General features: G+C 62.4%; 20 protein-coding genes and 1 tRNA gene. 7 read left to right on the top strand and 14 right to left on the bottom strand.

Annotated elements, in window-relative coordinates; translation table 11 throughout:
- Positions 1–8: 8 nt before the first annotated feature.
- The 4 genes from ACI2JH_RS07755 to birA form a co-directional block, all read right to left on the bottom strand.
- Positions 9–84 (bottom strand) — tRNA-Thr (locus ACI2JH_RS07755).
- Positions 85–129: 45 nt separating this feature from the next.
- The gene (locus ACI2JH_RS07750) at positions 130–936 is read right to left on the bottom strand and encodes an SPOR domain-containing protein (RefSeq protein ID WP_404735872.1); all 807 of its coding nucleotides are present in this window, start codon (positions 934–936) and stop codon (positions 130–132) included.
- A 9-nt stretch (positions 937–945) separates the two neighbouring features.
- Entirely contained in the window at positions 946–1,686 is a 741-nt protein-coding gene (locus tag ACI2JH_RS07745; RefSeq protein ID WP_042613752.1) for a type III pantothenate kinase, read from the bottom strand.
- On the bottom strand, positions 1,683–2,648 hold the full coding sequence (gene birA, locus ACI2JH_RS07740) for a bifunctional biotin--[acetyl-CoA-carboxylase] ligase/biotin operon repressor BirA (RefSeq protein WP_404735871.1): 966 nt from the start codon (positions 2,646–2,648) through the stop codon (positions 1,683–1,685). Before birA ends, ACI2JH_RS07745 begins: the two co-directional genes overlap by 4 nt.
- 131 nt (positions 2,649–2,779) lie before the next feature.
- Here birA and ACI2JH_RS07735 point away from each other — a divergent pair, with 131 nt between their 5' ends.
- Together ACI2JH_RS07735 and ACI2JH_RS07730 are read left to right on the top strand one after the other, a co-directional pair.
- Positions 2,780–3,058 (top strand): hypothetical protein, encoded by a 279-nt coding sequence (locus tag ACI2JH_RS07735; RefSeq protein WP_182656463.1) that lies wholly within the window; start codon positions 2,780–2,782, stop codon positions 3,056–3,058.
- Positions 3,025–3,831 carry a zinc-dependent peptidase gene (locus ACI2JH_RS07730; protein ID WP_404735870.1) on the top strand — a complete coding sequence of 269 codons (807 nt, stop codon included), beginning with the start codon at positions 3,025–3,027 and terminating at the stop codon, positions 3,829–3,831. The genes ACI2JH_RS07735 and ACI2JH_RS07730 overlap by 34 nt, the downstream gene beginning before the upstream one ends.
- Positions 3,832–3,908: 77 nt before the next feature.
- Here the strand turns inward: ACI2JH_RS07730 and ACI2JH_RS07725 are convergent, their stop codons facing one another.
- The 4 genes from ACI2JH_RS07725 to dusA all read right to left on the bottom strand — a co-directional run bounded on the left by ACI2JH_RS07725 (position 3,909) and on the right by dusA (position 7,764).
- Complete coding sequence (locus ACI2JH_RS07725) at positions 3,909–5,333, bottom strand: sensor histidine kinase (RefSeq protein WP_101099588.1); 1,425 nt, start codon at positions 5,331–5,333, stop codon at positions 3,909–3,911.
- A gap of 22 nt (positions 5,334–5,355) precedes the next feature.
- Entirely contained in the window at positions 5,356–6,039 is a 684-nt protein-coding gene (locus ACI2JH_RS07720; RefSeq protein WP_004136763.1) for a response regulator transcription factor, read from the bottom strand.
- 74 nt (positions 6,040–6,113) lie between these two features.
- Positions 6,114–6,515, bottom strand: a complete 402-nt coding sequence (locus ACI2JH_RS07715; RefSeq protein WP_042613748.1) for a hypothetical protein — start codon at positions 6,513–6,515, stop codon at positions 6,114–6,116.
- A 211-nt stretch (positions 6,516–6,726) separates the two neighbouring features.
- Positions 6,727–7,764, bottom strand: a complete 1,038-nt coding sequence (gene dusA / locus ACI2JH_RS07710) for a tRNA dihydrouridine(20/20a) synthase DusA (RefSeq protein ID WP_404735869.1) — start codon at positions 7,762–7,764, stop codon at positions 6,727–6,729.
- An 83-nt stretch (positions 7,765–7,847) separates the two neighbouring features.
- Here dusA and ACI2JH_RS07705 point away from each other — a divergent pair, with 83 nt between their 5' ends.
- The 4 genes from ACI2JH_RS07705 (at position 7,848) to hsdR (ending at position 14,053) form a co-directional block, all read left to right on the top strand.
- Positions 7,848–8,900, top strand: a complete 1,053-nt coding sequence (locus tag ACI2JH_RS07705) for a tyrosine-type recombinase/integrase (protein WP_404735868.1) — start codon at positions 7,848–7,850, stop codon at positions 8,898–8,900.
- 121 nt (positions 8,901–9,021) lie between these two features.
- Positions 9,022–10,479: an N-6 DNA methylase gene (locus ACI2JH_RS07700; protein ID WP_404735867.1), complete on the top strand. Its 1,458-nt coding sequence runs from the start codon at positions 9,022–9,024 to the stop codon at positions 10,477–10,479.
- Positions 10,479–11,729, top strand: coding sequence for a restriction endonuclease subunit S (locus tag ACI2JH_RS07695; RefSeq protein ID WP_404735866.1), 1,251 nt, complete (start codon positions 10,479–10,481; stop codon positions 11,727–11,729). The genes ACI2JH_RS07700 and ACI2JH_RS07695 overlap by 1 nt, the downstream gene beginning before the upstream one ends.
- Entirely contained in the window at positions 11,726–14,053 is a 2,328-nt protein-coding gene (gene hsdR, locus ACI2JH_RS07690) for an EcoAI/FtnUII family type I restriction enzme subunit R (protein WP_404735865.1), read from the top strand. Before ACI2JH_RS07695 ends, hsdR begins: the two co-directional genes overlap by 4 nt.
- 82 nt (positions 14,054–14,135) lie before the next feature.
- On the opposite strand, the gene ACI2JH_RS07685 is transcribed toward hsdR, so the two are convergent.
- Together ACI2JH_RS07685 and ACI2JH_RS07680 are read right to left on the bottom strand one after the other, a co-directional pair.
- On the bottom strand, positions 14,136–15,092 hold the full coding sequence (locus ACI2JH_RS07685) for a hypothetical protein (RefSeq protein ID WP_404735864.1): 957 nt from the start codon (positions 15,090–15,092) through the stop codon (positions 14,136–14,138).
- Positions 15,082–15,660, bottom strand: coding sequence for a DUF6932 family protein (locus ACI2JH_RS07680; protein WP_404735863.1), 579 nt, complete (start codon positions 15,658–15,660; stop codon positions 15,082–15,084). Before ACI2JH_RS07680 ends, ACI2JH_RS07685 begins: the two co-directional genes overlap by 11 nt.
- Positions 15,661–15,936: 276 nt before the next feature.
- Between ACI2JH_RS07680 and ACI2JH_RS07675 the strand changes: the two genes are divergently transcribed.
- Entirely contained in the window at positions 15,937–16,230 is a 294-nt protein-coding gene (locus ACI2JH_RS07675) for a hypothetical protein (protein WP_404735862.1), read from the top strand.
- 919 nt (positions 16,231–17,149) lie between these two features.
- Here ACI2JH_RS07675 and trbJ read toward each other — a convergent pair.
- The 4 genes from trbJ to ACI2JH_RS07655 all read right to left on the bottom strand — a co-directional run bounded on the left by trbJ (position 17,150) and on the right by ACI2JH_RS07655 (position 22,003).
- Positions 17,150–17,893, bottom strand: a complete 744-nt coding sequence (trbJ, locus tag ACI2JH_RS07670; RefSeq protein WP_404735861.1) for a P-type conjugative transfer protein TrbJ — start codon at positions 17,891–17,893, stop codon at positions 17,150–17,152.
- 11 nt (positions 17,894–17,904) lie between these two features.
- Positions 17,905–19,683 carry a P-type conjugative transfer protein TrbL gene (gene trbL / locus ACI2JH_RS07665; RefSeq protein WP_404735860.1) on the bottom strand — a complete coding sequence of 593 codons (1,779 nt, stop codon included), beginning with the start codon at positions 19,681–19,683 and terminating at the stop codon, positions 17,905–17,907.
- A 1,083-nt stretch (positions 19,684–20,766) separates the two neighbouring features.
- Entirely contained in the window at positions 20,767–21,477 is a 711-nt protein-coding gene (locus ACI2JH_RS07660; protein WP_404735859.1) for a hypothetical protein, read from the bottom strand.
- Positions 21,478–21,721: 244 nt separating this feature from the next.
- Positions 21,722–22,003 carry a pyocin activator PrtN family protein gene (locus ACI2JH_RS07655; protein ID WP_404735858.1) on the bottom strand — a complete coding sequence of 94 codons (282 nt, stop codon included), beginning with the start codon at positions 22,001–22,003 and terminating at the stop codon, positions 21,722–21,724.
- Between the last annotated feature and the right edge of the window lie 680 nt (positions 22,004–22,683).

The following is a 22,683-nucleotide window of genomic DNA, read 5'->3' as shown; positions in this document are numbered from 1 at the left end:
GTATCAGGTGGTGCCGCTTATCCGAATCGAACGGATGACCTACTGTTTACAAGACAGTTGCTCTACCAACTGAGCTAAAGCGGCACGGGGTACGACGCGTTCGTGGCCAGGCCGCGAAGCACGGCGATTCTACCGCAGACCAGCGCAGTCCAGCGAGCGTTGCTGCGCCGCCCCGCTACGCTGGCGCAGGCCGGGATCGGTCTTGCCATCGGCCAGCGCGCCCTGCAGCCACCACGTGGAGGCGCCTTCGCCACCACTGAGCTGGGCCTGGAATCCGGCCGCGCGCAGTGCCGCCAGCCGGCGCTCGGCCCCTTCGCGATTGCGGTACTGGCCCAGCGCGATGGCGTTGGCGTCAGGTCCCTGGCCAATCACGTAGTAATCGCTCAGGCCGGCGGCGATGATCCGCTGCACGGTGACCTGGGCCGCTTCGCGGTTCTCTGCCGGCGGCATCATCACCCGGTAGCGCGAGGTGGCGCCGGGCGTTGATTGTTCGCGCAGGCGCGTTCGGGTCAGTGCCGCACCGACCTTGGCCAGGGCGCCTTGGGCGGCGGCCTGGTCCGCGAACGGACCCAGCGCGACGCAACGCTCGGGCGCTGCGGGGGCGGGCACGGTTTCCGGCGCGGGTGCAGGCGGTGCCACCACTGCGGCGGCAACCGGGGCCGGACGCGCTTCGGCCACCGCGGGCGCTTGGCCGGACGGTGAATCGGCCACCGCCGCGGCAGGTTCGGCCGCGGTGGGCGTGGTATCGGTCAGCGGCGCAGTGGACGCCGTTGGCGAGGGCGCCGTCACCGGTACGGCCGCATCCACCAGTTGCAGTTCGGCCACGCCGGAAGGCAGCTTCACATCCGGGACAACCTGCTCACCGCGCAGCATCCACCACAGGGCGACGCTTACGTTGAGCAGCACGAGGAACACGATCAGGGCACGGGTCAGCATCTGCCGATCCTAGCCTGTCGCCGTCGGCAGGTGAACGGCCCAGCGTGCCAGCCCATCGAGCACCAGCAGCGGCTGGTGGCCCGCATCGGCCGGTAGCTGCGGCAACAGCGCCGGTGCGCCGCCGCCATGCAGCAGCAGGTCCACCGGTGCCTGCAGCCGCTGCCTTGCCTGCTCACGGCTGCGTTCGATCAGTGCGATCGCCGCGCCGTCGCAGCCGGAAGCCAGCGCATCATCGGTGTCATCGGCGAACTCGCGGTAGTGCCCGCCACTGGCCGGCAACTGCGCCGCGCGCGCATGCAGGGCTTCGCGCATGGTGGTCGGAGAGGCCGCGATGCGACCCCCGTGGTGCTGGCCGTGGGCGTCCAGCAGGTCGATGGTCAACGCGGTGCCGACGCCAGCCACCAGCACGTGGCGCTGCGTGCGCGCGGCTGCCAGCAGGGCCAGGAAACGATCCACGCCGAAGCGCGCGGGCGTGGCATAAGCGATGCGCACATCGGCGAACGCCGCTTCGGTGCGGGCCACGTGTACGTGCTGGAAGCGCATGCGCAGGATCTCCAGCATGGTGGCGGTCAGTCCGGCGGCGGCTACGCTGGCCACGTAGGCGGTGCCGCCCTGCGGCAGCGTGCGCAATGCTTCGCCGCGCAGGTCTTCGGCGCCATGCGTCCATGCCTGCACCTCGCCGGCACGGTCGCCGAGCAGCGGGGCATACTTGAAGCGGGAATTTCCCAGATCGAACAACCAGTCGCTCATCGTGCCCTCACGCTCACTTCGCCGGCGTGTACATGCTGCTCGCGGCCCTCGATTTCCACCCGCAACGCGCCATCTTCGGCCAGTCCCAGCGCGCGGCCGTCCTGCCAGGCGCCGCCCAGTTGCACCCGCACCTCGCGCCCGGCCAGGCTGTCCAGCGCGGCATAGCGCGGCAGGAACGGGGCCAGGCCCTCGGTTTCAAACTGCTCCAGCGCCGGCAGCAGCGCGGCGAGCACCGCAGTCGCTACCGCAGTGCGCTGCACCGGCTCGCCCGCCAACTGGTCCAGATCGGTCCACGGCTGGTCGATGCGCTCGGCAAAGGCCGGCGGCATGTGTACGTTGAGGCCGATGCCGATCACCGCGCGCGCCGGCCCGGCGAACTCGCCGCCGCCTTCCACCAGCAGGCCGCCCAGCTTGTGGCCGTCCACCACCAGGTCGTTGGGCCACTTCAACTGCACCTGCGCATGGCCGAGCCCGCGCAGGGCTTCGGCCACCGCCACGCCAGCCACCAGGCTCAGCCCGCCCAGCTGGGCCAGCCCGCCGGCGAATCCGCGCAGCACCGAAAGGTAGATATGCGCGGCCAGCGGCGATGCCCAATCCCGCCCACGACGGCCGCGGCCACCGGTCTGGCGCTCGGCCAGCATGACGCGACTGCCGCGCTCCGGAGCGCTGCAGCGCAGCAATTCGGTGTTGGTGGACACCGTGCTCCAGACCACCTGCAGCTCGTCCAGCAGCGCAGCGGCGGCGTCAGGCAGCGCGGCGCGGATGCCGCCAGCGTCCAGCAGGTCGACCGCCTGTGCAAGCGTATAGCCGTCACCGGCGCGGCCTTCAATCGCCACCCCGGCTGTCCTAAGTCCTTGAATGCGCTTCCATATGGCCGCCCGGGTCTGGCCAAGCTCGCGCGCCAGGGCATCACCGGACAGCGGTCCGGCGGCCAGTTTTGCCAGCAGTTCGCGGTCGTCCACGGCAGCTTCCGTCAGATAAACAGGGAAAGTATGCGGCAAAGGAATTGCCCCTGCCCGGCGGGTCTTCCAATAGGCGACCGGATTCGGGCTAGAATCGGGAACTCACCCGCCCTTAACCACGGATGTCGTCGATGCGCTGTTCTGCCCATTGCCTGGTCCTGTTGATGGCCCCGCTGCTTGCCACCGCGTCTACCGTGATGGCCAGTGAAGGGCGTGGTGACTGTGTCTATTCCACGCCCGATGCCGAACGCCCGCCGACTGCACGCAGTGCTGCCGCTGCGGTGCCCAGCACGCCCAAGCCGGTGCCTGCGCAGGCCACCAGCAGTGGCGGCGGCGGTGGCGAGGATGACGTGCTGCAGCGCCTGCGCGCACCGAAGTGGCACAGCTTCCTGCCGGGTATGTTCCGCTGATCCAGGCGTTGTCGCGCTGGCTGCGGCCGGCCCCCCGTCCCATTCCCGAACCGCTGTGGCAGCAGGCCTGCCGGGATGTCCCGTGGCTGCAGGGCGTGCCTGCTGATCGCCTGGACGCGCTGCGCGCCCTGGCCACCCGCTTCCTGCACGAGAAGACCATCAGCCCGCTGGGCGATCTGGTCCTGCGCGATGAAGACATCGTGCTGCTGGCGGCGGTGTGCTGCCTGCCGCTGCTGGGGCTGGGCGAAGCCGGCCTGCGTGGCTGGTCGCAGCTGATCCTGTACCCGGACGCGTTCCGGGTACAGCGCAGCCATGTGGATGCCGCCGGCGTGCTGCACGAGTGGGACGACGAGCTGATCGGCGAGAGCTGGGACAGCGGCCCGTTGATCCTGTCGTGGGCGGATATCCAGGCCGACCTGCAGGCACCGTTCGATGGCTACTGCGTGGCGGTGCACGAGATGGCGCACAAGATCGATGCGCTGGATGGCGCGATCGACGGCACGCCGCCGTTGCCACGCGCCTGGCAGCGTGAGTGGGCGGCCGATTTCCAGCGCGCCTACGATGCGTTCTGCGTGCAGGTGGATGCGGGCGAGGAAACGCTGATCGATCCGTATGCGGCCGAGGCGCCGGAAGAGTTCTTCGCGGTGGTCAGTGAATACCATTTCTCCGCACCGGACGTGTTGGCCGAGGCGCTGCCCAGCGTGGCCGCGCACCTGCGGCGGTTCTACGGTGAGCCGCCGGTACTGTCGGCGCTGGAGCACGTGGCGCGGTGATGGCTTCCGCCGAGCATGGCTCGGCGCTACCGGAAGATCATGCGGCGATGCCGCCGTGGTAGCGCCCCGCGCGGCGCTTACGGGCCGGCCGGCAGCCGCACTTCGAAGCGCGCGCCGCCCAGTTCGGAAGAGCGCGTCACCAGCAGCTCACCGCGGTAATCCTTGATCAGGTCCTGCACGATCGACAGGCCGATGCCGTGGCCCTGCACGCGCTCATCGCCACGCACGCCGCGCTGCAACACCTTGGCGATGTCTTCCGGAGCGATACCGGGGCCATCGTCGTCCACCGCCAGCAGCAGGCCAGGACGGCGCGTGTTCGGCGCCGGCTGCGGCTGCGCGGTCAGCAGCACGCGGCGGTTGGCCCACTTGAAGGCGTTTTCCAGCAGGTTGCCGAGCAGCTCCTGCAGGTCGCCGGGTTCACCGTGGAAGCGCGATCCCGGATCGATGTCGAACTCGCACAGCACGCCCTTGGCGGCGTAGACCTTCTCCAGCCCGCGCACGATTTCTTCGGCATTGGATTCGATCGGCAGCGGGGCTGAGAACAGCTTGTGCCCGGACGACGCAGCGCGTGCCAGCTGGTAGGACACCAGGTTGTTCATGCGCTGCAGCTGCACGTCCAGTTCCTCGCGCAGCGCATCGTTGCTCGATCCACTGTCCATCTGCGTGCGCAGCACGGCGATCGGGGTCTTCAGGCTGTGCGCCAGGTCGGCCAGCGTGTTGCGCTGGCGCTCCAGGTTCTCGCGCTCGCTTTCAATGAAGGCGTTGATGCTGTCGGTCAGCGGTTCAAGCTCGCGCGGATGGCGTTCGCTCATGCGCTCGCTTTCGCCGCGCTGCACGCGGGTCAGCTCGGTGATCACCCGGCGCATCGGGCGCAGGCTCCACTGCAGGATGACCGTCTGCAACAGCAGCAGGATCAGGCCGATGCCGCCCAGGTAGAACCACACCCGGCCGCGGAACACGCGCAGCTGCGCGCCCAGTGCACCGGAGTCTTCCATCACGTAGATGGTGTACGGGAATTCGGTCGCCGGGTCGGCGTCGGCATCCCACACCAGGCCCAGCCCGTAGCGGTAGACCGAGCCCTCGCTGCCGTCGATCTGGATGATCGGCAGCGGGCCTTCGAAGATTTCCTGGCGCGGTGCCAGCAGCCCGCCGCCCTGGGTAGGCAGCATCGGGCCCTCGGCGGACATCGAGTTGACCTTGCCGTCCGGCGTGACGACCTGCAGGTACAGGCCGCTGCCGGGCACGTCGAAGCGCGGATCCGGCGGCTGCTCGCGCAGGTACAGCGAGCGGTCGCGGGTGAAGTCACTGCCTGCGGCGTAGGCCGTGGCGTAGTTCTTCAGGCGTTCGCGCAGGTTGGCGCGCGCGGTATCGGCGAAGGCCGCATCCAGCGCGTAGCCGGCCAGTGCCAGGAAGGCCACCAGGCCCACGGACGCAGCCAGCAGCTGGCGCGCCTGCAGGGAGCGCGGCCGCCAGCGTCGGAAGAACCACAGACGGCCGGACATCATCTTCTCGCCTGCAGCAGGCTCAGCCCTCGTTGCGCGGGATCGCGAAACGGTAGCCGCGGCCACGCACGGTCTCGATCGGCTTCAGTTCGCCGTCCGGATCCAGCTTCTTGCGCAGGCGGCCGATGAACACTTCCAGCACGTTCGAGTCGCGGTCGAAATCCTGCTGGTAGATGTGCTCGGTGAGGTCGGCCTTGGAGACCAGTTCACCGGCATGCATCATCAGGTATTCCAGCACCTTGTACTCATAGCTGGTGAGGTCGACGTTGCTGCCGGCCACGCTGACCGTCTGTGCCGCCAGGTCCAATGCCACCGGACCGCATTCCAGGGTCGGCTTGCTCCAGCCCGCAGCGCGGCGCAGCAGCGCATTGACGCGTGCCAGCAGCTCTTCGACATGGAACGGCTTGACCAGGTAATCGTCGGCGCCCTGCTTGAGCCCTTCGACCTTGTCCTGCCAGCTGGAACGGGCGGTAAGGATCAGGACCGGGAACTTCTTGCCCTCGTCGCGCAGCGCCTTGATCAGCTCCATGCCGGACATTTTCGGCAGGCCCAGATCGATGATGCCAACGTCGAACGGCACTTCGCGGCCCATGTACAGACCTTCCTCGCCATCCTGCGCCGCGTCGACGGCAAAGCCTTCGCGCTTGAGCCGGGCTGCAAGGGTCTCGCGCAGCGGGGCTTCGTCTTCGACCAGAAGGATACGCATGAACTCTCCCTAGTGTGCTGGGGTCGGCCGGTTGGGCCGGTGGAAATCGGGTGTGATGCGACAATAATCCCCGTTCAGGGGTTATCGCCGCGTAGTGAAGACATATCCGATCGGGGCGGGCGGGCCTGTGAACGCTGCTGCACCGGATCATCCATGTAGCGGACGCGGCCACGCTCATCCATGTATTTCACGCGGTTGATGTCGCGCCCATCGAACGGCACCCGCTCTGCGCCCAGGATGTGTCCACCGGTGGATCGCTGCACCCGCCGCACGGCGTCGGACAGGGAGCGCTCATCACCGCGTTGGGACCCCCGCATGACCACTTCAGGACGTTCCCGCATCTGCGCCCGCTGCGCCATGGTCTGCTGCATCTGGCCCTGCATCGGTGCCTGCGCGACGGCGTGCAGCGGCGCGAACGCCACCAGCACCACGACCGTGGCGAGGGCAAGCTGGCAGGGGGAAGAACGGGAGGACATCGTTGGATCCTAGCCGAGGCCGGCAATTCGTTCAAAAATTGTGAAGTCCGCGTCCGGACGCGAGGTCCGGGGCTTTACAAATCTTTTGCAAATTTCGGCTTTTGCCAGTGAATCCGGTCTGAACTTTCCTGAAGATCGGATGTCTATATTCAGGTAAGTGAACATACTAACAGCATTCGGGGCCGTCTGCGGCCCCCCGGCGCGCACTGCGTCAGGCCGCCTCGCGCCCGCCATCACGTTCGGTGGCCGACAGGGCCTGCTCCACCAGGCTCCAGTCCGCGCCCGGGCGATGTGCGCCCTCGCTGAGGATCTGGCGGAACGCGCGGCCCCCCGGTTGCCCGTGGAACAAGCCCAGGATGTGCCGGGTGATGTGCTTGAGCGCCGACCCTTCGGCTAGCCGCGCTTCCACGTAGGGACGCAGCGCGCGCAGCAGCGCCTGCCGTGCCTGCAACGGGGCGCCGGTCTGCAGCGCCTCCAGCTGATGCAGAAGGTAGGGATCGTGGTAGGCCGCACGGCCCAGCATCACCCCGTCCACCTTGCCGCACTGGGCCTGCACCGCCTCGATGCTGGCCAATCCACCGTTGAGCACCACCGGCAGCTCCGGACGCTCCTGCTTGAGCCGGTAGGCCCAGTCGTAGCGCAGCGGTGGCACTTCGCGGTTTTCCTTCGGCGACAGGCCCTTCAGCCAGGCATTGCGCGCGTGCACCACCACCATCGGTGCACCGGCGGCGACCTGCTGGTCGACGAACGCAGCGAAGGCCTCGTAGTCGTTGTCATCGTCCACCCCGAGCCGGCATTTGACCGTGACCGGGATATCCACCGCGGCCACCATCGCCGCTACGCAGTCGGCCACCAGGGCCGGTTCGCGCATCAGGCAGGCGCCGAAGCGGCCGGCCTGGACACGGTCGGATGGGCAGCCGCAGTTGAGATTGACCTCGTCATAGCCCCAGTCCTGGGCAATGCGCGCGGCCTGCGCCAGCAGGGCCGGATCGCTGCCGCCCAACTGCAGGGCCAGCGGCGTTTCGGCCGGATCGAAGCCGAGCAGGCGCTGGCGATCACCGTGGATCACCGCATTGGCGTGCACCATTTCCGTGTACAGGCGCGCGCCGGGCGCCAGCAGCCGATGGAACACACGGCAATGGCGGTCCGTCCAGTCCATCATGGGGGCGACGGAAAGGCGGAGGGAGGCGGCGTAGCGCTCTCTTCGAGCCTTATCCGATGATTCTTTGGTAGTTTTATCGCTTTGCATTGTCGGTCATTTTAGCGCGTTTTCGGGCGTTTTCGAGGCCTAAGTGCTACATTTGATGCTACACAGCAGAGTCCGTAGCACTGATGGGAACGATCACCAGCAGACGTCGTAAAGACGGGTCCACAGGGTACACAGCCCAGATACGACTTAAGCGCGATGGCCAGCTCGTCCACAGCGAGTCGGAAACCTTCAGTACCAAGGCTCTGGCGAGGGAGTGGGTTACCCGCCGAGAGGCCGGCCTACAGCTTCAGCGCGCCCGGGGTGAACCGCTGGGTAAGCGAATGACTTGGGGCGAACTGATCGGGTGGTATGAGCTTCGGGAACGCCAAGGTGAAGAATGGGGTCGATCTAAGAAGGCAGACCTGGCTAGGCTCAAGACGGCCAGTTTAAGGGATCGCCGGGCCGATAGCCTGACTCGCCAGGACTTCATAAGCTACATAGAGAACCGGCGCGCAGAGGGCGCGGGCCCCGCCACGGCCGCCAATGACCTGATTTGGCTCCGCACGGTGTTCAAGACCGCTACGGCTGTATTGGGGCTACCTACCCCGCTGCATGCGCTGGATGAGGCGGCGAACTTTCTCCGTGGAGAGCGGATCGTTGCAAAATCTCGTCAGCGGCAAAGACGCCTTTCGGAGGCCGAGGAGCGAAGTCTCATCGCCTACTTCACCCAACGTGATCAACGTGCAGACATCCCCATGGTCGAAATCATGAGGTTTGCCTTGGCCACGGCCAGGCGTCAGGAAGAGATCACCCGGCTGCAGTGGGGGGATCTGAGTCGTGAGCGGGGGATAGCACTTCTACGCGACGTCAAGCACCCGCGGCTCAAAGCGGGAAACCACAAGTTTTTCAAGCTATCGCCAACGGCGTGGGAGATCATAGATCGCCAGAATGGCTCGACCCGCAACTCTCTTATCTTCCCTTACAACCCAAAGTCGATTGGGGCCGCCTTCACTCGCGCAGTGCATCTGCTGGGTATTCCGGATCTCCGCTTTCATGACCTCCGCCATGAAGCAACGTCCCGCCTGTTCGAAAAAGGCTACAGTATTCAGGAGGTTGCGCAATTCACTCTTCATGAATCCTGGGCAACGCTAAAGCGATATACGCATCTGAGGCCCGAAGACGTTCCAGATCGTTGAGTTCAGGCGCGAAGTCTATTTCCGAGGCAAACACTCCGTTGCACGATGACCTATGCACTAACAATGCTTGGGTCGGTGGTTCGAGCCCACCCCTAACCACCATCGGTGAGAAAGATCTACCATGTTTGAACAGGTTTTCAAAAACATCGACGACATCCTGCACAAGGATGCCGGCTGCACGAGCGAGCTGGACTACACCGAGCAGTCCTCCTGGCTACTGTTCCTGAAGTATCTCGACGCGCTTGAAGCAGACAAGGCGAGTGAGGCAGCGCTCGAAGACAAGCCCTATCGCTACATCATCGAACTGCCCTACCGTTGGGAGGCCTGGGCCGCGCCAAAGGGGCCGGACGGCATGCTTAACCACAACGCGGCTCTAACAGGCGACGACCTGCGCGACTTCGTCAATGTCAAGCTCTTCCCGTATCTCGCCGGCTTCAAACAGCGCGCCAGCGGCCCCGACACCATCGAGTACAAGATCGGCGAGGTTTTTGGCGAGATCAAGAACAAGATCCAAAGCGGCTACAACCTGCGTGACGTCATCGAGCATGTCGACGAGCTGCGCTTTGGCGCGCAAGCCGAGAAGCACGAGCTCTCACACCTGTACGAAGCCAAGATCAAGAACATGGGCAACGCCGGTCGCAACGGCGGAGAGTACTACACACCCCGGCCGCTCATCCGCGCCATGATCAAGGTCATCAAGCCCAGGATCGGCGAGCGCATCTACGACGGTGCCTGTGGCTCGGCCGGCTTCTTGTGCGAGGCCTTCGAGTACCTCTCCAACCAGTCGGGCCTGACCACGGCCGACCTCAAGACTCTGCAAACGAGCACCTTATACGGCAAGGAGAAGAAGAGCCTGGCATACGTGATCGCGATCATGAACATGATCTTGCACGGCATCGAGGCCCCGAGCGTCATCCACACCAACACGCTGGCGGAGAACATCGCCGACATCCAGGAGAAGGACCGCTTTGACGTCATCCTGGCCAACCCGCCCTTCGGCGGCAAGGAGCGCAAGGAGGTCCAACAAAACTTCCCCATCAAGTCCAGCGAAACCGCCTTTCTGTTCCTGCAGCACTTCATCAGGACGCTCAAGGCCGGGGGCCGGGCGGCGATCGTCATCAAAAACACCTTCCTGTCGAACACCGACAACGCCGCGACCAGCATCCGCAAGCTGCTGCTGGAGAGCTGCAACCTACACACGGTGCTCGACTGCCCCGGCGGCACCTTCCAGGGTGCCGGCGTGAAGACCGTCGTCCTGTACTTCGAGAAGGGCACCAAGACCCGCCAGATCTGGTACTACCAGCTCGATCCCGGCCGTAGCCTGGGCAAGACCACGGCGCTGAACGACGCCGACTTGGTGGAGTTCGTCGAGCTGCAGAAGACCTTCGCAGAGTCGCCGAAAAGTTGGACGCTGGACGCGACCAGCATCGACACCACAACTTACGAACTTTCTGTCAAGAACCCGAATGGCGGTGAAGTGGTCACGCTGCGCAGCCCACAGGAGATCCTCAACGAAATCGCCGCGCTCGACGCCGAGAGCGCTGAGGCCCTGGTGGCGCTTCGGGAGCTGGTGGCGTGATGACGGGTTGGAAAAGTACTTCGTTGGGCGAGGCTTGCCAGTTCATCAACGGGCTATGGAAGGGTGAAGTCCCGCCGCTTGTCCATGTAGGCGTGATCCGCAATACCAACTTCACCAAGGACGGCGCGCTAGACGACTCTGACATTGCGTACCTTGATGTTGAGGCCAAGAAGTTCGCCAAGCGTCGCCTCCAATACGGAGACCTGATTCTTGAGAAATCAGGCGGCGGGCCGAAGCAGCCGGTTGGGCGCGTCGTGCTTTTCGACAAGACGGACGGCGACTACTCGTTTAGCAACTTCACGGCAGCGATGCGGGTGATCGAGTCCGACAAGCTCGATCCGCTTTATCTGCATCGCTATCTTCACTGGATTTATGTCTCTGGCCGCACGGAGGCGATGCAGAGTCACTCGACCGGAATTCGGAACCTGAACGGCGATGCCTACAAGAGAATCACGGTCGACTTCCCACCGCTGCCAGAGCAGCGCCGCCTCGTCGCCATCCTCGATGAGGCCTTCGAGGCAATCGCCACGGCCAAGGCCAACACCGAGAAGAACCTACAGAATGCGCGGGAGGTGTTCGAGAGCTACCTGGCTGCGATCTTCTCGGCACGCAACGAAGGCTGGACTGACAGATGTCTGAAGTCGCTGTGCCAGCGGATCACAGTCGGACACGTAGGCTCTATGGCGAAGCGGTACAAGCCGACAGGCATTCCATTCCTACGCTCGCAGAATATTCGGCCTTTCTCGGTTTCGATGCAGAACCTCGTCTTCATCGATGAGCAGTTCCACGCCAGTCTCGGGAAATCGAGCCTAGAGACTGGAGATGTGGCCATTGTCAGGACCGGATACCCAGGTACAGCAGCGGTTATTCCTCACTCGCTCGGAGTTGCAAACTGCAGCGATCTTGTGATCGTCAAGCCAGGCCCTGAGATCGACGCACACTTCTTGTGCGCGTTCTTCAACTCGGCATTCGGCAAAGAAATGGTCAGCGGCAAGGTTGTAGGGGCCGCGCAAAAGCACTTCAACGTGGGTGCTGCGAAGGATGTCTTATTGCACCTCCCTCCCCTCGCAGAGCAGCAAGCGATAGTTGCGGCCTCTGACGAGGTTCGGGATCAAACCAATCGCCTAGAAGGGGTGTGCGTTCGAAAGCTCACTGCCCTCGACGAGCTCAAGAAGTCCCTTCTGCACCAAGCCTTCACTGGCCAGCTCACCGCCAAGACCACCGACCAACAACTGAAAGCGATGGCATGAACGAAGCCGAGACCCGCGCCGAACACATTGATCCCGCTCTCAAGGCGGCCGGTTGGGGTGTCGTGGACGGGAGCCGCATCCGCCGGGAGGTCATCGCGCCCGGCCGCCTGCAGGGCAAAGGCCAGCGCGGTAAGGCCGAGATCGCCGATTACGTGCTGATCTACCGGAACACCAAGCTTGCGGTCATCGAGGCCAAGGCCTGGGACAAGCCAACCACCGAGGGCCTGGCGCAGGCCAAGCAGTACGCCCGGAAGCTTGCGGTGCGCTTCACCTACGCCACCAATGGCCAAGCGATCTACGGCGTGGACATGGCCACGGGTGAGGAGGGTGATGTCGCCGCCTACCCGAGCCCCGACGAACTCTGGGCAAAGACCTTTGCGGAATCCAACGCCTGGCGCGACCGCTTCGCCGCCGTGCCCTTCGAAGACAAGGGCGGCGCTTGGGAGACCCGCTACTACCAGGAGATCGCGGTCCGGCGGGTGCTCGAAGCCATCGCCGAGGGCCGCGAGCGCATCCTGCTGACCCTGGCCACCGGAACCGGCAAGACGGCGATTGCCTTCCAGATCGCCTGGAAGCTGTTCCAGAGTCGCTGGAACGTCGCCGACTGGAAAGGACAGGGCGAACCCTCGCGGCGCCCCCGCATCCTGTTACTGGCTGATCGGAACATCCTCGCCGACCAGGCCTACAACGCCTTCTCGGCCTTCCCCGACGATGCCCTCGTGCGTATCGCACCCGACGAGATCAAGAAGAAGGGCCGGGTGCCCAAAAACGGCAGCATCTTCTTCACGATCTTTCAAACCTTCATGAGCGGCGCACCCAAGGATGGGCAGCCCGCGCCCTACTTCGGCGAATACCCACCTGACTTCTTCGACTTCATCGTCATCGACGAGTGCCACCGTGGCGGGGCCAACGACGAAGGCCAGTGGCACGCGATCCTGAACTACTTCGGGCCGGCCGTGCAGCTGGGCCTCACGGCCACGCCCAAGCGCCGGGGCAACACGGACACCTATGCGTACTTCGGTGAGCCGGTCTACACCTACTCGCTGAAGGAAGGCATCAACGACGGCTACCTGACCCCCTTTAAGGTCAGGCAGATCGCCACCACGATCGACGACTACACCTACACCCCGGACGACGCGGTGGTCGAGGGCGAGGTCGTGCCCGGCAAGCGCTACGTCGAAGGTGACTTCAACCGCGCGATCATCATCCCCGAGCGCGAGGAGTACCGGGTCAAGCTCTTCATCGGGATGATCGAGCAGAGCGAGAAGACCATCGTATTCTGCGCCACCCAGGCGCACGCGCTGATGGTGCGGGATCTGATCAACCAAGTGAAGGCGAGCAAAGACCCTGATTACTGCGTGCGCGTGACGGCCGAAGACGGCGCGCGGGGCGAGCAGGCGCTGCGCGACTTCCAGGACAACGAGAAGACGATCCCGACGATCCTGACGACCTCGCAGAAGCTCTCAACCGGTGTGGACGCGCGCAACGTGCGCAACATCGTGCTGATGCGACCCATCAGTTCGATGATTGAGTTCAAGCAGATCGTCGGCCGCGGAACACGCCTATATGACGGCAAAGACCACTTCACGATCTATGACTTCGTGAAGGCGCACCACCATTTCTGCGACCCGGAGTGGGACGGCGAGCCGCAGGATCCGGAACCGCCAGGGCAGCCCCGCCCGCCGCGAGAGCCGGTGCTCAACCCGGAGCCACCGCCGATGGGCGATCCGGAGCCACCGCGGCAGAAGCTCAAGGTCAAGCTCGCCGATGGCAAGGCTCGAACCATCCAAAGCATGTCCGCAACGACCTTTTGGAGCGCGGACGGGCGGCCGATGTCGGCCGCGCAGTTCCTCGAAGCCTTATTCGGCACCCTACCGGAGTTCTTCAAGGACGAGGACGAGTTACGCCGGATCTGGAGCGCGCCCGAGACACGTAAGAAACTACTGACCGACCTGGCTGAGCGCGGCTTCGGCAAGGAGCCGCTGGCCGAAATGCAGAAGATCATCGACGCCGAAAAAAGTGATCTTTTTGACGTTCTGGCCTATGTCGCCTATGCCCGAGACCCGCTCTCGCGGGAAGCGCGGGCGGAAGCCGCGCGCATCGCTGGAGCCGGCGAGTTCACCGACAAGCAGCAGGCCTTCATCGACTTCGTGCTTGCGCAGTACGTCAAGCAGGGCATTGACGAACTCGACGCGGAAAAGCTCTCACCGCTACTACGGCTTCGGTACAGGGCGCTGACCGATGCCTTTGCAGAGCTCGGCAAACCGGAGCAGGTGCGGCGGGTTTTTGTGGACTTCCAGCGGCATCTATACGAGCGGCATTGAGAAGAGTAGTCGTGGGGCAACTGCAGGAAAGAGCCGGGATCGATTCGCACCTAGGCATCCGGCATACCGCTAAGTGCGGGTCTCACGGGGGCGCTTCAACAATCTCTCGAATCAAGCGAACGAGTGTGTAGAAATGGCGCACCGGCCTCTGGGGCCTAGTCACTTCTCGGATATCGAACTCGGCGACCCAGCGCCGGCCAATAGGGCTGAATAGCCCGCCGAGTAGTTGATCACCGATTTCCCTGCTTGGCTCGGCCGCGACCTTGCCGGAGATGTTCTCGCCTGTGCCGTCAAGCACGAACTCAAACCGGCGATGAGCGGGAAGAACGAACAGCCTGCCGTTCAGTTGGACTGCCTCGCGCTCAGTGATCACGAGGCCCTCAGTTCGGTCCTTGCCACGCTGTACATCGTCCCGGCCGAGTGAAATCTCCCGATCACCCTCAACAATCTTAAGGGTCGCCTGAGCGTTCGACAGCGAGGTAAAGAAGGAACGGGCAGAGCCAAGGAGACGCGAATCAATGTCGGCGACAGCCTCCAAGAAGACGTCTTCTGCGGGATCTGCCAGTTGTGAAACGAAACTGACGACTTCTTCCACGACTTCGCTAAGCTGTGTCCGTATTGCCTCAGCTTGATCGCCGACCTCCTCCAAGACGAATCCGAACGATCCTCGGGTTACTGCCGTCACCATCAGCTTTGAATCGGGTCTTGCGGCCACAGGCCCCCTTGCACCGAGATTACCAAGCTCTCGACGAGCAAAAGTCTTCGAGACGAGATCCTGGAAGCGTTCCAGCGCATCACCGGCGAAGTCTGCTTCGATCCCGCGAGAGCCGGCCACCTTGGGGCCGCTGAAAAAGAGAGCGGCAGACGCAGACCGCTCTTCAAATCGGCCCAGTACGCGAAGCTCCTCATCGAGCTTCTGCAACCTCCTCTGGAACTGTCTCGCCCCGAGGAGATCGCCGACTTCATTGGCCTGCGCAAGCAGAGCGCAGACGGTTGCTCGCTCGGCAGAGACTTCGTCGCGTCGCAGCTTAGTTGGCATGTTCCCCTCCCTCGAGCATAGCGACTGCCGCAGTGTCATCAGCATCCAGTTCGATCTGGACGATGCCTTTCCATAAGGCCGTCTCCCTCTGGTGAGAGAAGAGACCGAACCAGAACACTGATTGACGAACGACCACGGGCGGCGGGAGACTCAGATCAACGAAGAAGCAATCTAGGCGGAGATCCTCGGCAAACAGGGCATCGATGTTCTGGTCAAGGAACACGCCCCACTCGACATCGCCTTCATAAACTGCGGGTCGTGCGACGAATGTGACCAAGTCAATGTCGCCTGGCGGCCTGCCCCGGAGCGCCTCGACGTCCTCCAGGAAGCTGCCGTCGATCCACTGATACCCATGAAAGCCAAGGTCTCGCAGGGTCTGGCGATACTGGAAGAGATCTCGAAGGAGCGATTTACGCTCCGCACTTGTCGCAAAAGTTGCGACCAGCTGCTCAGGTGTAATCAGGTAGGGCGACCGGCCGTGAACGTCATCGGCCGTAGCTCCCTGCTTAGGATGGTATGGCGGTAGCACGCCCGACAGTGTGAAAGCTGGAAGCACGACCTTCCCCAAGGACTCCATACGCCGAAGTAATGTACCAGACTTGCTTGAGACGGCCTCCCCCCGAGGCTCAATCAGCCTCGATATACCTCCACCGCAACTGCCGTGCGGTGACACCGAGTACCCCCACTCCCCCCCGGAACCGGTTCTCCCAAGCTTCTGGGGGCTGTTACCGTCTTTGGCACAGTGCGCCCATGGTCCCGCACGAACCCGTACTAGGCCTTTTCTTCTGGGCGACGTTCGCCACGGCTTTTTTAGGACGTCGCGCTCCTCGGTCAGGCGCTTCAGTTGTGCCTGCAGTCGGCCAATCTCGGCGCACTGGTCCTACTCGCCCAGATTGCCAATAACTATGGCTCGAAGATCGCCAAAAAAGGGCTGGGCTACTCAGGGCTTGGGTTGCTCACATGCGAGTCGTATCAAGGAGCACTTGGCAGTGGCAAGGCGTTTCAACTTGCTCTTCAGCAACTCGTAGGCGGGAAGAATTGCGGCGGCCGCAATTTTGGGGAGGACGAAAGCCTTCAGAATTGGGATGCAAATGGGATGCACGATGCGCTTGGCGGGATGCAAGACAAATCCCGATAAATCAAACGCTTGTGCGTGAATTCTCAGCCCACTGCATCCCACCCTTTATGTTCCACTATCCATTGGTGGTTGTTGCTCCGCTCTGCTGGCGTTTCTCCTGCACGCACCTACCGTGTCCGCATGCGACACCTCGATCGACCCCCGGGTGGTTGGTGAAGCGGGAGAGCAGTTTGCAAGCTCACCTAACTTCGATAGCCCCAGAACGGTATGCGACTGCACCGTCCGGCTGCATCAGTGAGGGCAGCAGTCCGGGGCAGTACTTCCGGGCGCCCAGTATTGGAGACGCAACGACACCCCAATGCCTAGCTTCAGTAGGGAGAGTCCAAGGTTGCGGCCGCCGCAATTTTGAAGAGGCACCGCGGCAGTCCAGTGCCAGGCTTCAGCAGCGACAGCCCAAAGTTGCGGCCGCCGCAATTTTGAAGAGGCGCCGCGGCAGTCCAGTGCCAGGCTTCAGCAGCGACAGCCCAAAGTTGCGGCCGCCGCAATTTTGAAGAGTCGCCGCGGCAGTCCAATGCTAGGCTTCAGCAGCGACAGCCCAAAGTTGCGGCCGCCGCAATTCTGAAGGGGCACAACGACGCGCTCTATTGTCAGGCCCCAAGAGGCGAAGATCCAAGCATGGCGGCGACCGCAGGCCTGACTAAGGAAGCCAGTACGCCTGACTAGATCTGAAGCATCCTCTGCCCCGCCATCTATTTGGCTGACGAGATTCGATTGAATTTGCCCAGCGCAATCAGTTGCCAAGCTCGATCAATGTCGAGGCCATTTCTCCGGCGCCTCTTGCCGCCGGCGGGGTTCGTCCCGCTTGCGGACTTCGCCGACGCTACCCGGCAACTGTGCTCACGTCTCATGCACTACAGCGTAGAACTGAATGCGTACAGCATGTCCAGACGGCCCGCAGCAAGCGGGCCGCCCTAGTCACTCAATTTCCGATTTTGATCGGCTTAGGCTTGAAGCCCGATCGCGTGTCGCGGTACTGCGTGGCGTCACGGATCGACTCTTCGCGCGAGTGGGCGGCTTGTGTCTGGGCAGCCATGTACGTGCCCTCAGCTTGCATCTGAGCAACCATCAGCTCGCGCAAGCTCTGCATCTGAGTGACCTGGGCCAAGGCAACATGATTGGCCGCGTCCAAAGCCTCTTTTTGCCCATTGGTAGACCCTACCGCATGTTTCAACGCCAACAGGGCCTGCTGCTCATCCCGGTACCCGTTCGCCTGCAGGTTGGCGACCTTCAACGCGCCCAGAACGCTGTCCCTCGTTGTTGCATTCCACCTGTCATAGCTCCGACTGACGTCATGGTCTGCCTTGTAGCCGGGGAACATCGTATGAAACTGCCGAGCGTAGTCCTTGGCCGTCACCGCCAGTGAACTGCCCTCCTGCAGTACGTTGGCCAAGCGAGCGATGGTATCGGCGCCCTGGCTCCACGCGCCTTGCGTGAGTGACCTTGTGTTCTGGGCTTGGTACCTCAACGCCTCTAGCTGCTGCTGGATTTGCTTCGCTTCATTGAGGTTTGACTGCACAGCCCTTAGTTGCGTCATCGAGTTGGCGACGTAGTTGGTAGGATCTACCACGACCAACTGTGCTGAGACCGGCACCATGTAAGTGGCGCCACCCAAGCTGGCCAGACATGCAGCGACTGTGAATGCAAACTTCTTATTGGCCTTCATGGTTCTTTCCCTCAGTCTTCATTGTCGATGCGGATTGAAACGGAGCTGCTTGGCGCACTGTCTGGTGGCAGAGTCGGTGGAGTAAGGCGGGCGCCGGAGCCCGACCGAGTTGGGCCTCCACCATGCGGGCGACCCGCATTCGGGCTTTGTAGTCCGCTTCCCGCACCGCCGCCGGTGGCGCCGGGAGAGGCGTTCCGCGCTGCAGGGGCTGTTGACTGCACGTCCTCGCCGCTCTCTTGGATTGCCGACCGCATCGGAGCACCCGCTCGGGCTTCCTTTTCAGCTTGCACCTGCTGGATTAAGCCATTTGCTGCCCGGGTACCTAGACTCTCGACCGTTCGCCCTCTATCGTCGGTTGCATTCGAGGAGGGAGGAGCAAAACCCGTCTTGGCCTTGATCGCACTTCCTGCTTCTCTCGCTACGGAACTGACTGCATGTCCGAGGCCCTTCAATGCTGCTGAAGCACCCGAGCTTCCTTGTTGCGTCGCGAGCGATGTGCCAGCGGTAGTAGCCTGCACCATTCCCTTCGCAGCCGTTGCAAGCGCGGCAGTGCCCCCAGTAGCCACTGCGGAGCCCACTGCAGCCCCCGCCGCAGCTGCACCAGCTGGTGCAAAGGCATCGGAGGCACCCATGCTTACGGAACCATTGACGAGGCTTGCCGCAGCCTTGGGGATTGACCACGCGAGCGAGGCAAAAACAAGTGCTGCAACAAAGAGCTGAAGCACTTGGCGCAAAATTGCATCTGGAGTGGTATCGGTTGAAAGGCTTGCGGGCCAAGTGTCGGCCAGCTGCATCCCAAAGCCCACGAGAACATAGATCATGAACAGTTGCGTGCCGCAGCTGATAGCGTAGGAAAGATAGTTCCGCGGTATGTCCCTGGTGTACGAGATCCCACCAAAGCCAAGAAGCAGGATTCCGCCGTAGATCACCATATGCAGTTCGATCAGTCGGATCATCAACAGGATCGCGACCAACGCAAAGCACACGAGGATCGCGATGCCACAGAGTGCCAATGGCAGACCGAACGCCGCTGTGTCGCCCCACCCCATCCGGCCAATAGCATCGAATGTGCGAAAACACGTGTCGAACCCAAGCACAACGATCCCTGATGGTGATAGCTGCCCCGCCTGTCCGATCTGCGAGCCGGCGTCAGTGAAGTAGCGCATGAACTGCATCAAGTACTCCGGCCCAACATCGATCACCCACAGGAAGAACCCCGCCTTTAGAATCTCCATGGTGAACTTTCCGATCATGGAAGGTGCATCACTTCCACTCAGCGCCGCACGTATCCAGAACAGGGCAAAGCTGATGATCGCCAGAGAGCCATACAATTGCTTGGCCAGCGGCTTGAGAATCGCCGCCATCTGCTGGGATTGAGTGACGTAGAACGCGGTGGTGTCATCAAGCATGTTGTCGCCCATCGACCCGGCCTGCGCTCTAGCATCGGGTGACAGAACAAACATGATGGTCACCATGACGACGACGACTATCCATGGCTTGAACTTTCCGATACGCGTCGGCCGGTCCCGCAAACTTCCGATGAAGATCATGTCGTGTACCGCGGGGAAGTTTTGGCGCACGTTCAAGAAGATCAGTCGTCCCCCACAAAGCTGCACTATCGCTCGCAAGGCACCCACGGCGCGTGGCGATTTAACTTCAGCTTCCGGCCCGTGCCGGCGAAACAGCAGGGCCAACGCTGCAACGCTCGTGACCAGTACCGCCATCCATCCCTGTGCGATCCATACCGCAAGCTGCAGCAGCTGGATCAGTGGTTGTTCAAGTACGATCATCGGCCGCTCTCCTTGCTTGGGCTCGAGGGGGAGCCAACCGTAATTGGCTTGGGCTTGAAGCCGGCACGCGGATCTTGGTAACTGGTCGCCTTCCGGAGGCTTGCCCGTACCTCAGCTTCTGACGGCTCTCCACCAAGGCCGCTCAACTGCTCCCGCTCTTTGCCGCAGCCGGTAGACGCCAGCAACACCGCTAGGGAAAGCAGTACCAGCCCCATGTGCTTGCGATGACCCGCCAACAAGACACCAGCGATATGCCTTGAGGCAGCACCGGCAGTGACCGGTGCAGCGGCTATAGCTGCGAGAATTCGAGCAACGCACCCGTGCGTGCGCGAACGATGAAACTTCAAGGCATCCAGGCGGGGCGAGGTAATGACGCGCAACTCCGCGTCGATGGCTCTTGAATAGTTGTCGTGCATATAGAAGCTCCTGAGCTGCGGACAGAAATGGCATGTAAGGGCATCGGCCTGACCTGTTCGGCGGGTCGATCATCGACATGATTTGTCGGCTCAAGAGCGCCCCCCATTCCTTAGGCTTGCTCGTGGAAAACCTGGGCGGCTAGGCCTGAGGCGAAGCGTTCACCGGCATCTGGCCGGCTATCTTCTCTGGATGTTCGTGTAGCGGTGTGACTCGAGCGCCTGGCTTACGTGGAAAATTCTCAGGCGAAGGAAGCCAATGAATCTTTGAGCGTGTCAGACACTAGACCTTCATGGAACTACGACGGGGATACTCGATAGAACGATGACGCGGACCCATATTCTGATTATCGCAAGTAATCAAATCTACTACCGATGCACTTCGATGTCTTCAGGTAATTCTTCTAATTTTCTGATTACTGAGCTTTTAACCGGAGGTTGACTGAATGGCCCTCCAATTAAGACGGACAAATAAGCACACTTATCAATAGGCTATGCACCGACGCATCCCCAGAACGTGTGGATAAGTTAAAACCATTGGTGGATATTTCGCGATGGCGGCATTCCATCGGACATAGACGTTCGCTGCACGCTGGAGCGGACAGGATAGAAAAGGCTATTTCTTGGATTTCAGAACGTTTGGCAATAGCTGCCCGAAACAGCCTTGATTTCAACCGAATGCATTTTCGAAGATGGCGCTTAGTAGCGCGGGGGCACCTCGGTTCCGCGCCACTACCGCCGGCCCAGACCCAGCGCCAGGCTGAAACGCTTTCAACTCATCAGCAAGCCTTTCGAGCTGGGCGCGGCGCGCCTGCAGGCGCTCTTTTCGCGCTTGAGCCTTTGCCTTGGCCTCTTCGAGCCATGCAGTACTCGCACCGTGCTTCTGATCGGCATGACGCCTGTCGCGTTGGAGCAACCAGGTCGTGCCCGTCATGTCGCAGATCCGCCTCAGGTTCAACCGGCGGATACCAGCCTCGCTCCGGAACGTGGTGTCACCCACATATCGGCGGACCTGCTTGGTAGGGTAGGCCCACCCAAGGCTGACCATGACCGCAATCGCTCGACTGGCACGCCGCACATCCTTTTCGCCCTGGCCGCCATACGCGAGCTGCGCCATGTCGCGGAGTGTGTAGCGTTGCCAGCGCCCGCCACCGGCACGCGGCTTTCCGATGAAGCCAGTTCGTACATCGGTCATGTAGAGCAGTGCGACCACCATCGCCAAGAGAGATTCAGCGCCATCAGAGCGGAAAGCACGCACACGTTCTCGGGCACGCTCCACTGTATAGCCGGCAACGTGTACTTGGTCCTTGATACGTGCCCATACAGACCCGTGCCGCTGCTCAAGACTTCGGACAAGCTCGCACCGTGTGGCATCAATCACACCGGGGCGGCGAGCCCCACCGGGCTTCCTCCAACGCACGCGCTTGTGCCGGCCCGCCGGCGTACAGTTCTTTACCGCAAGCCCGATCTCTGCCTTCACTGTAGGACGGGCACACGAAACCGCCGCGGCCGGGGCCACGGGGAAATAGCTATCTGCAGGAGGTCTGTGAGGTGAAGGAGGAATTACCGTTCCGACAGACATACAGACGGAATGCCGGAAGCATCTGAATGGCCGAGCAAGGTCATCACGCCGCCCTGTGGCCCCGCAACGGACTGACAACACCTTGGACCCGCCGCCACTCTTCCTCCGCGAGCCCCTTTTTCTGGTCTAGATACACGGCAAGGGCATATACATCCACAAGCCAAGGGGACTTCTGACTTGCAAGTCGGTAGGCCGGTACCGGCAGGGCAGCTCGCGCGGCTCGTTTTGCTGCTTCTGGCGGAGTCAGTCCGAACATCGGACATAGCCTCTCCAGAGGAATCTGCGCGGTTTCATACTCCGCCATCAGCAAGAAGACGGTGTTCATACGCACGCTCCAGGGGACTGGTCCCGCTGCCCATCAAGAAGCTCCCCGATTCGCTCTGTTCTGAAGTAAACGCGACGGCCTACGCGGACCCTGGCCGAAGCCAGCATTTGACCTGAGGCGCTATCGCGCCTGCTCAGATTGGTCCGTAGGCTGGCCGCTGTCCTATCGAGGACCTTCGCCAGCTGCTCGTAGGTCAGCAATGGACCATAAAGATCTACCAACAGCGCTCGTGTGCTCACGTTGCTTCCAATGAGTTCTTGTTACATGACGCGACGATAGGTCACCGAGGCTTCTTTATGGGTTCTCATTTATGTCAATATTGGTTGACATGAGATCCATCAGCGCTCGCATCCACAAAGCTGTCGCGGCCTATAAGAACTGCCCTGCCCCGCTTAGGTCAGGCGCATCTGAGTTCGCGAATGGACTCACGGCGTCGCACACACTGACGTCGCGTCGATACTCGGTGTGGGCCTTGCTCAAACGCCATATTGACCCGCCATTTGCTGAAGCCCTTGCCTACTCAGGACCATGGGACTCGAAGCTACTTGGTGGGTTCCGCCCGTCTAACGGCTGGCGTCAGCCTAGAGCATCGGTACTGTCCCGGCTTGCGGCGTACCCCGCTGTGCGTCATCTGTGCACTCCGAGTAAGCATGCGCCGGGGACATCGCCCGCAGACGAAG

The sequence above is a fragment of the Stenotrophomonas sp. NPDC078853 genome (assembly GCF_044901215.1).
Lineage (GTDB): Bacteria > Pseudomonadota > Gammaproteobacteria > Xanthomonadales > Xanthomonadaceae > Stenotrophomonas > Stenotrophomonas lacuserhaii.
This window is presented reverse-complemented; position numbering and strand designations above follow the sequence as displayed.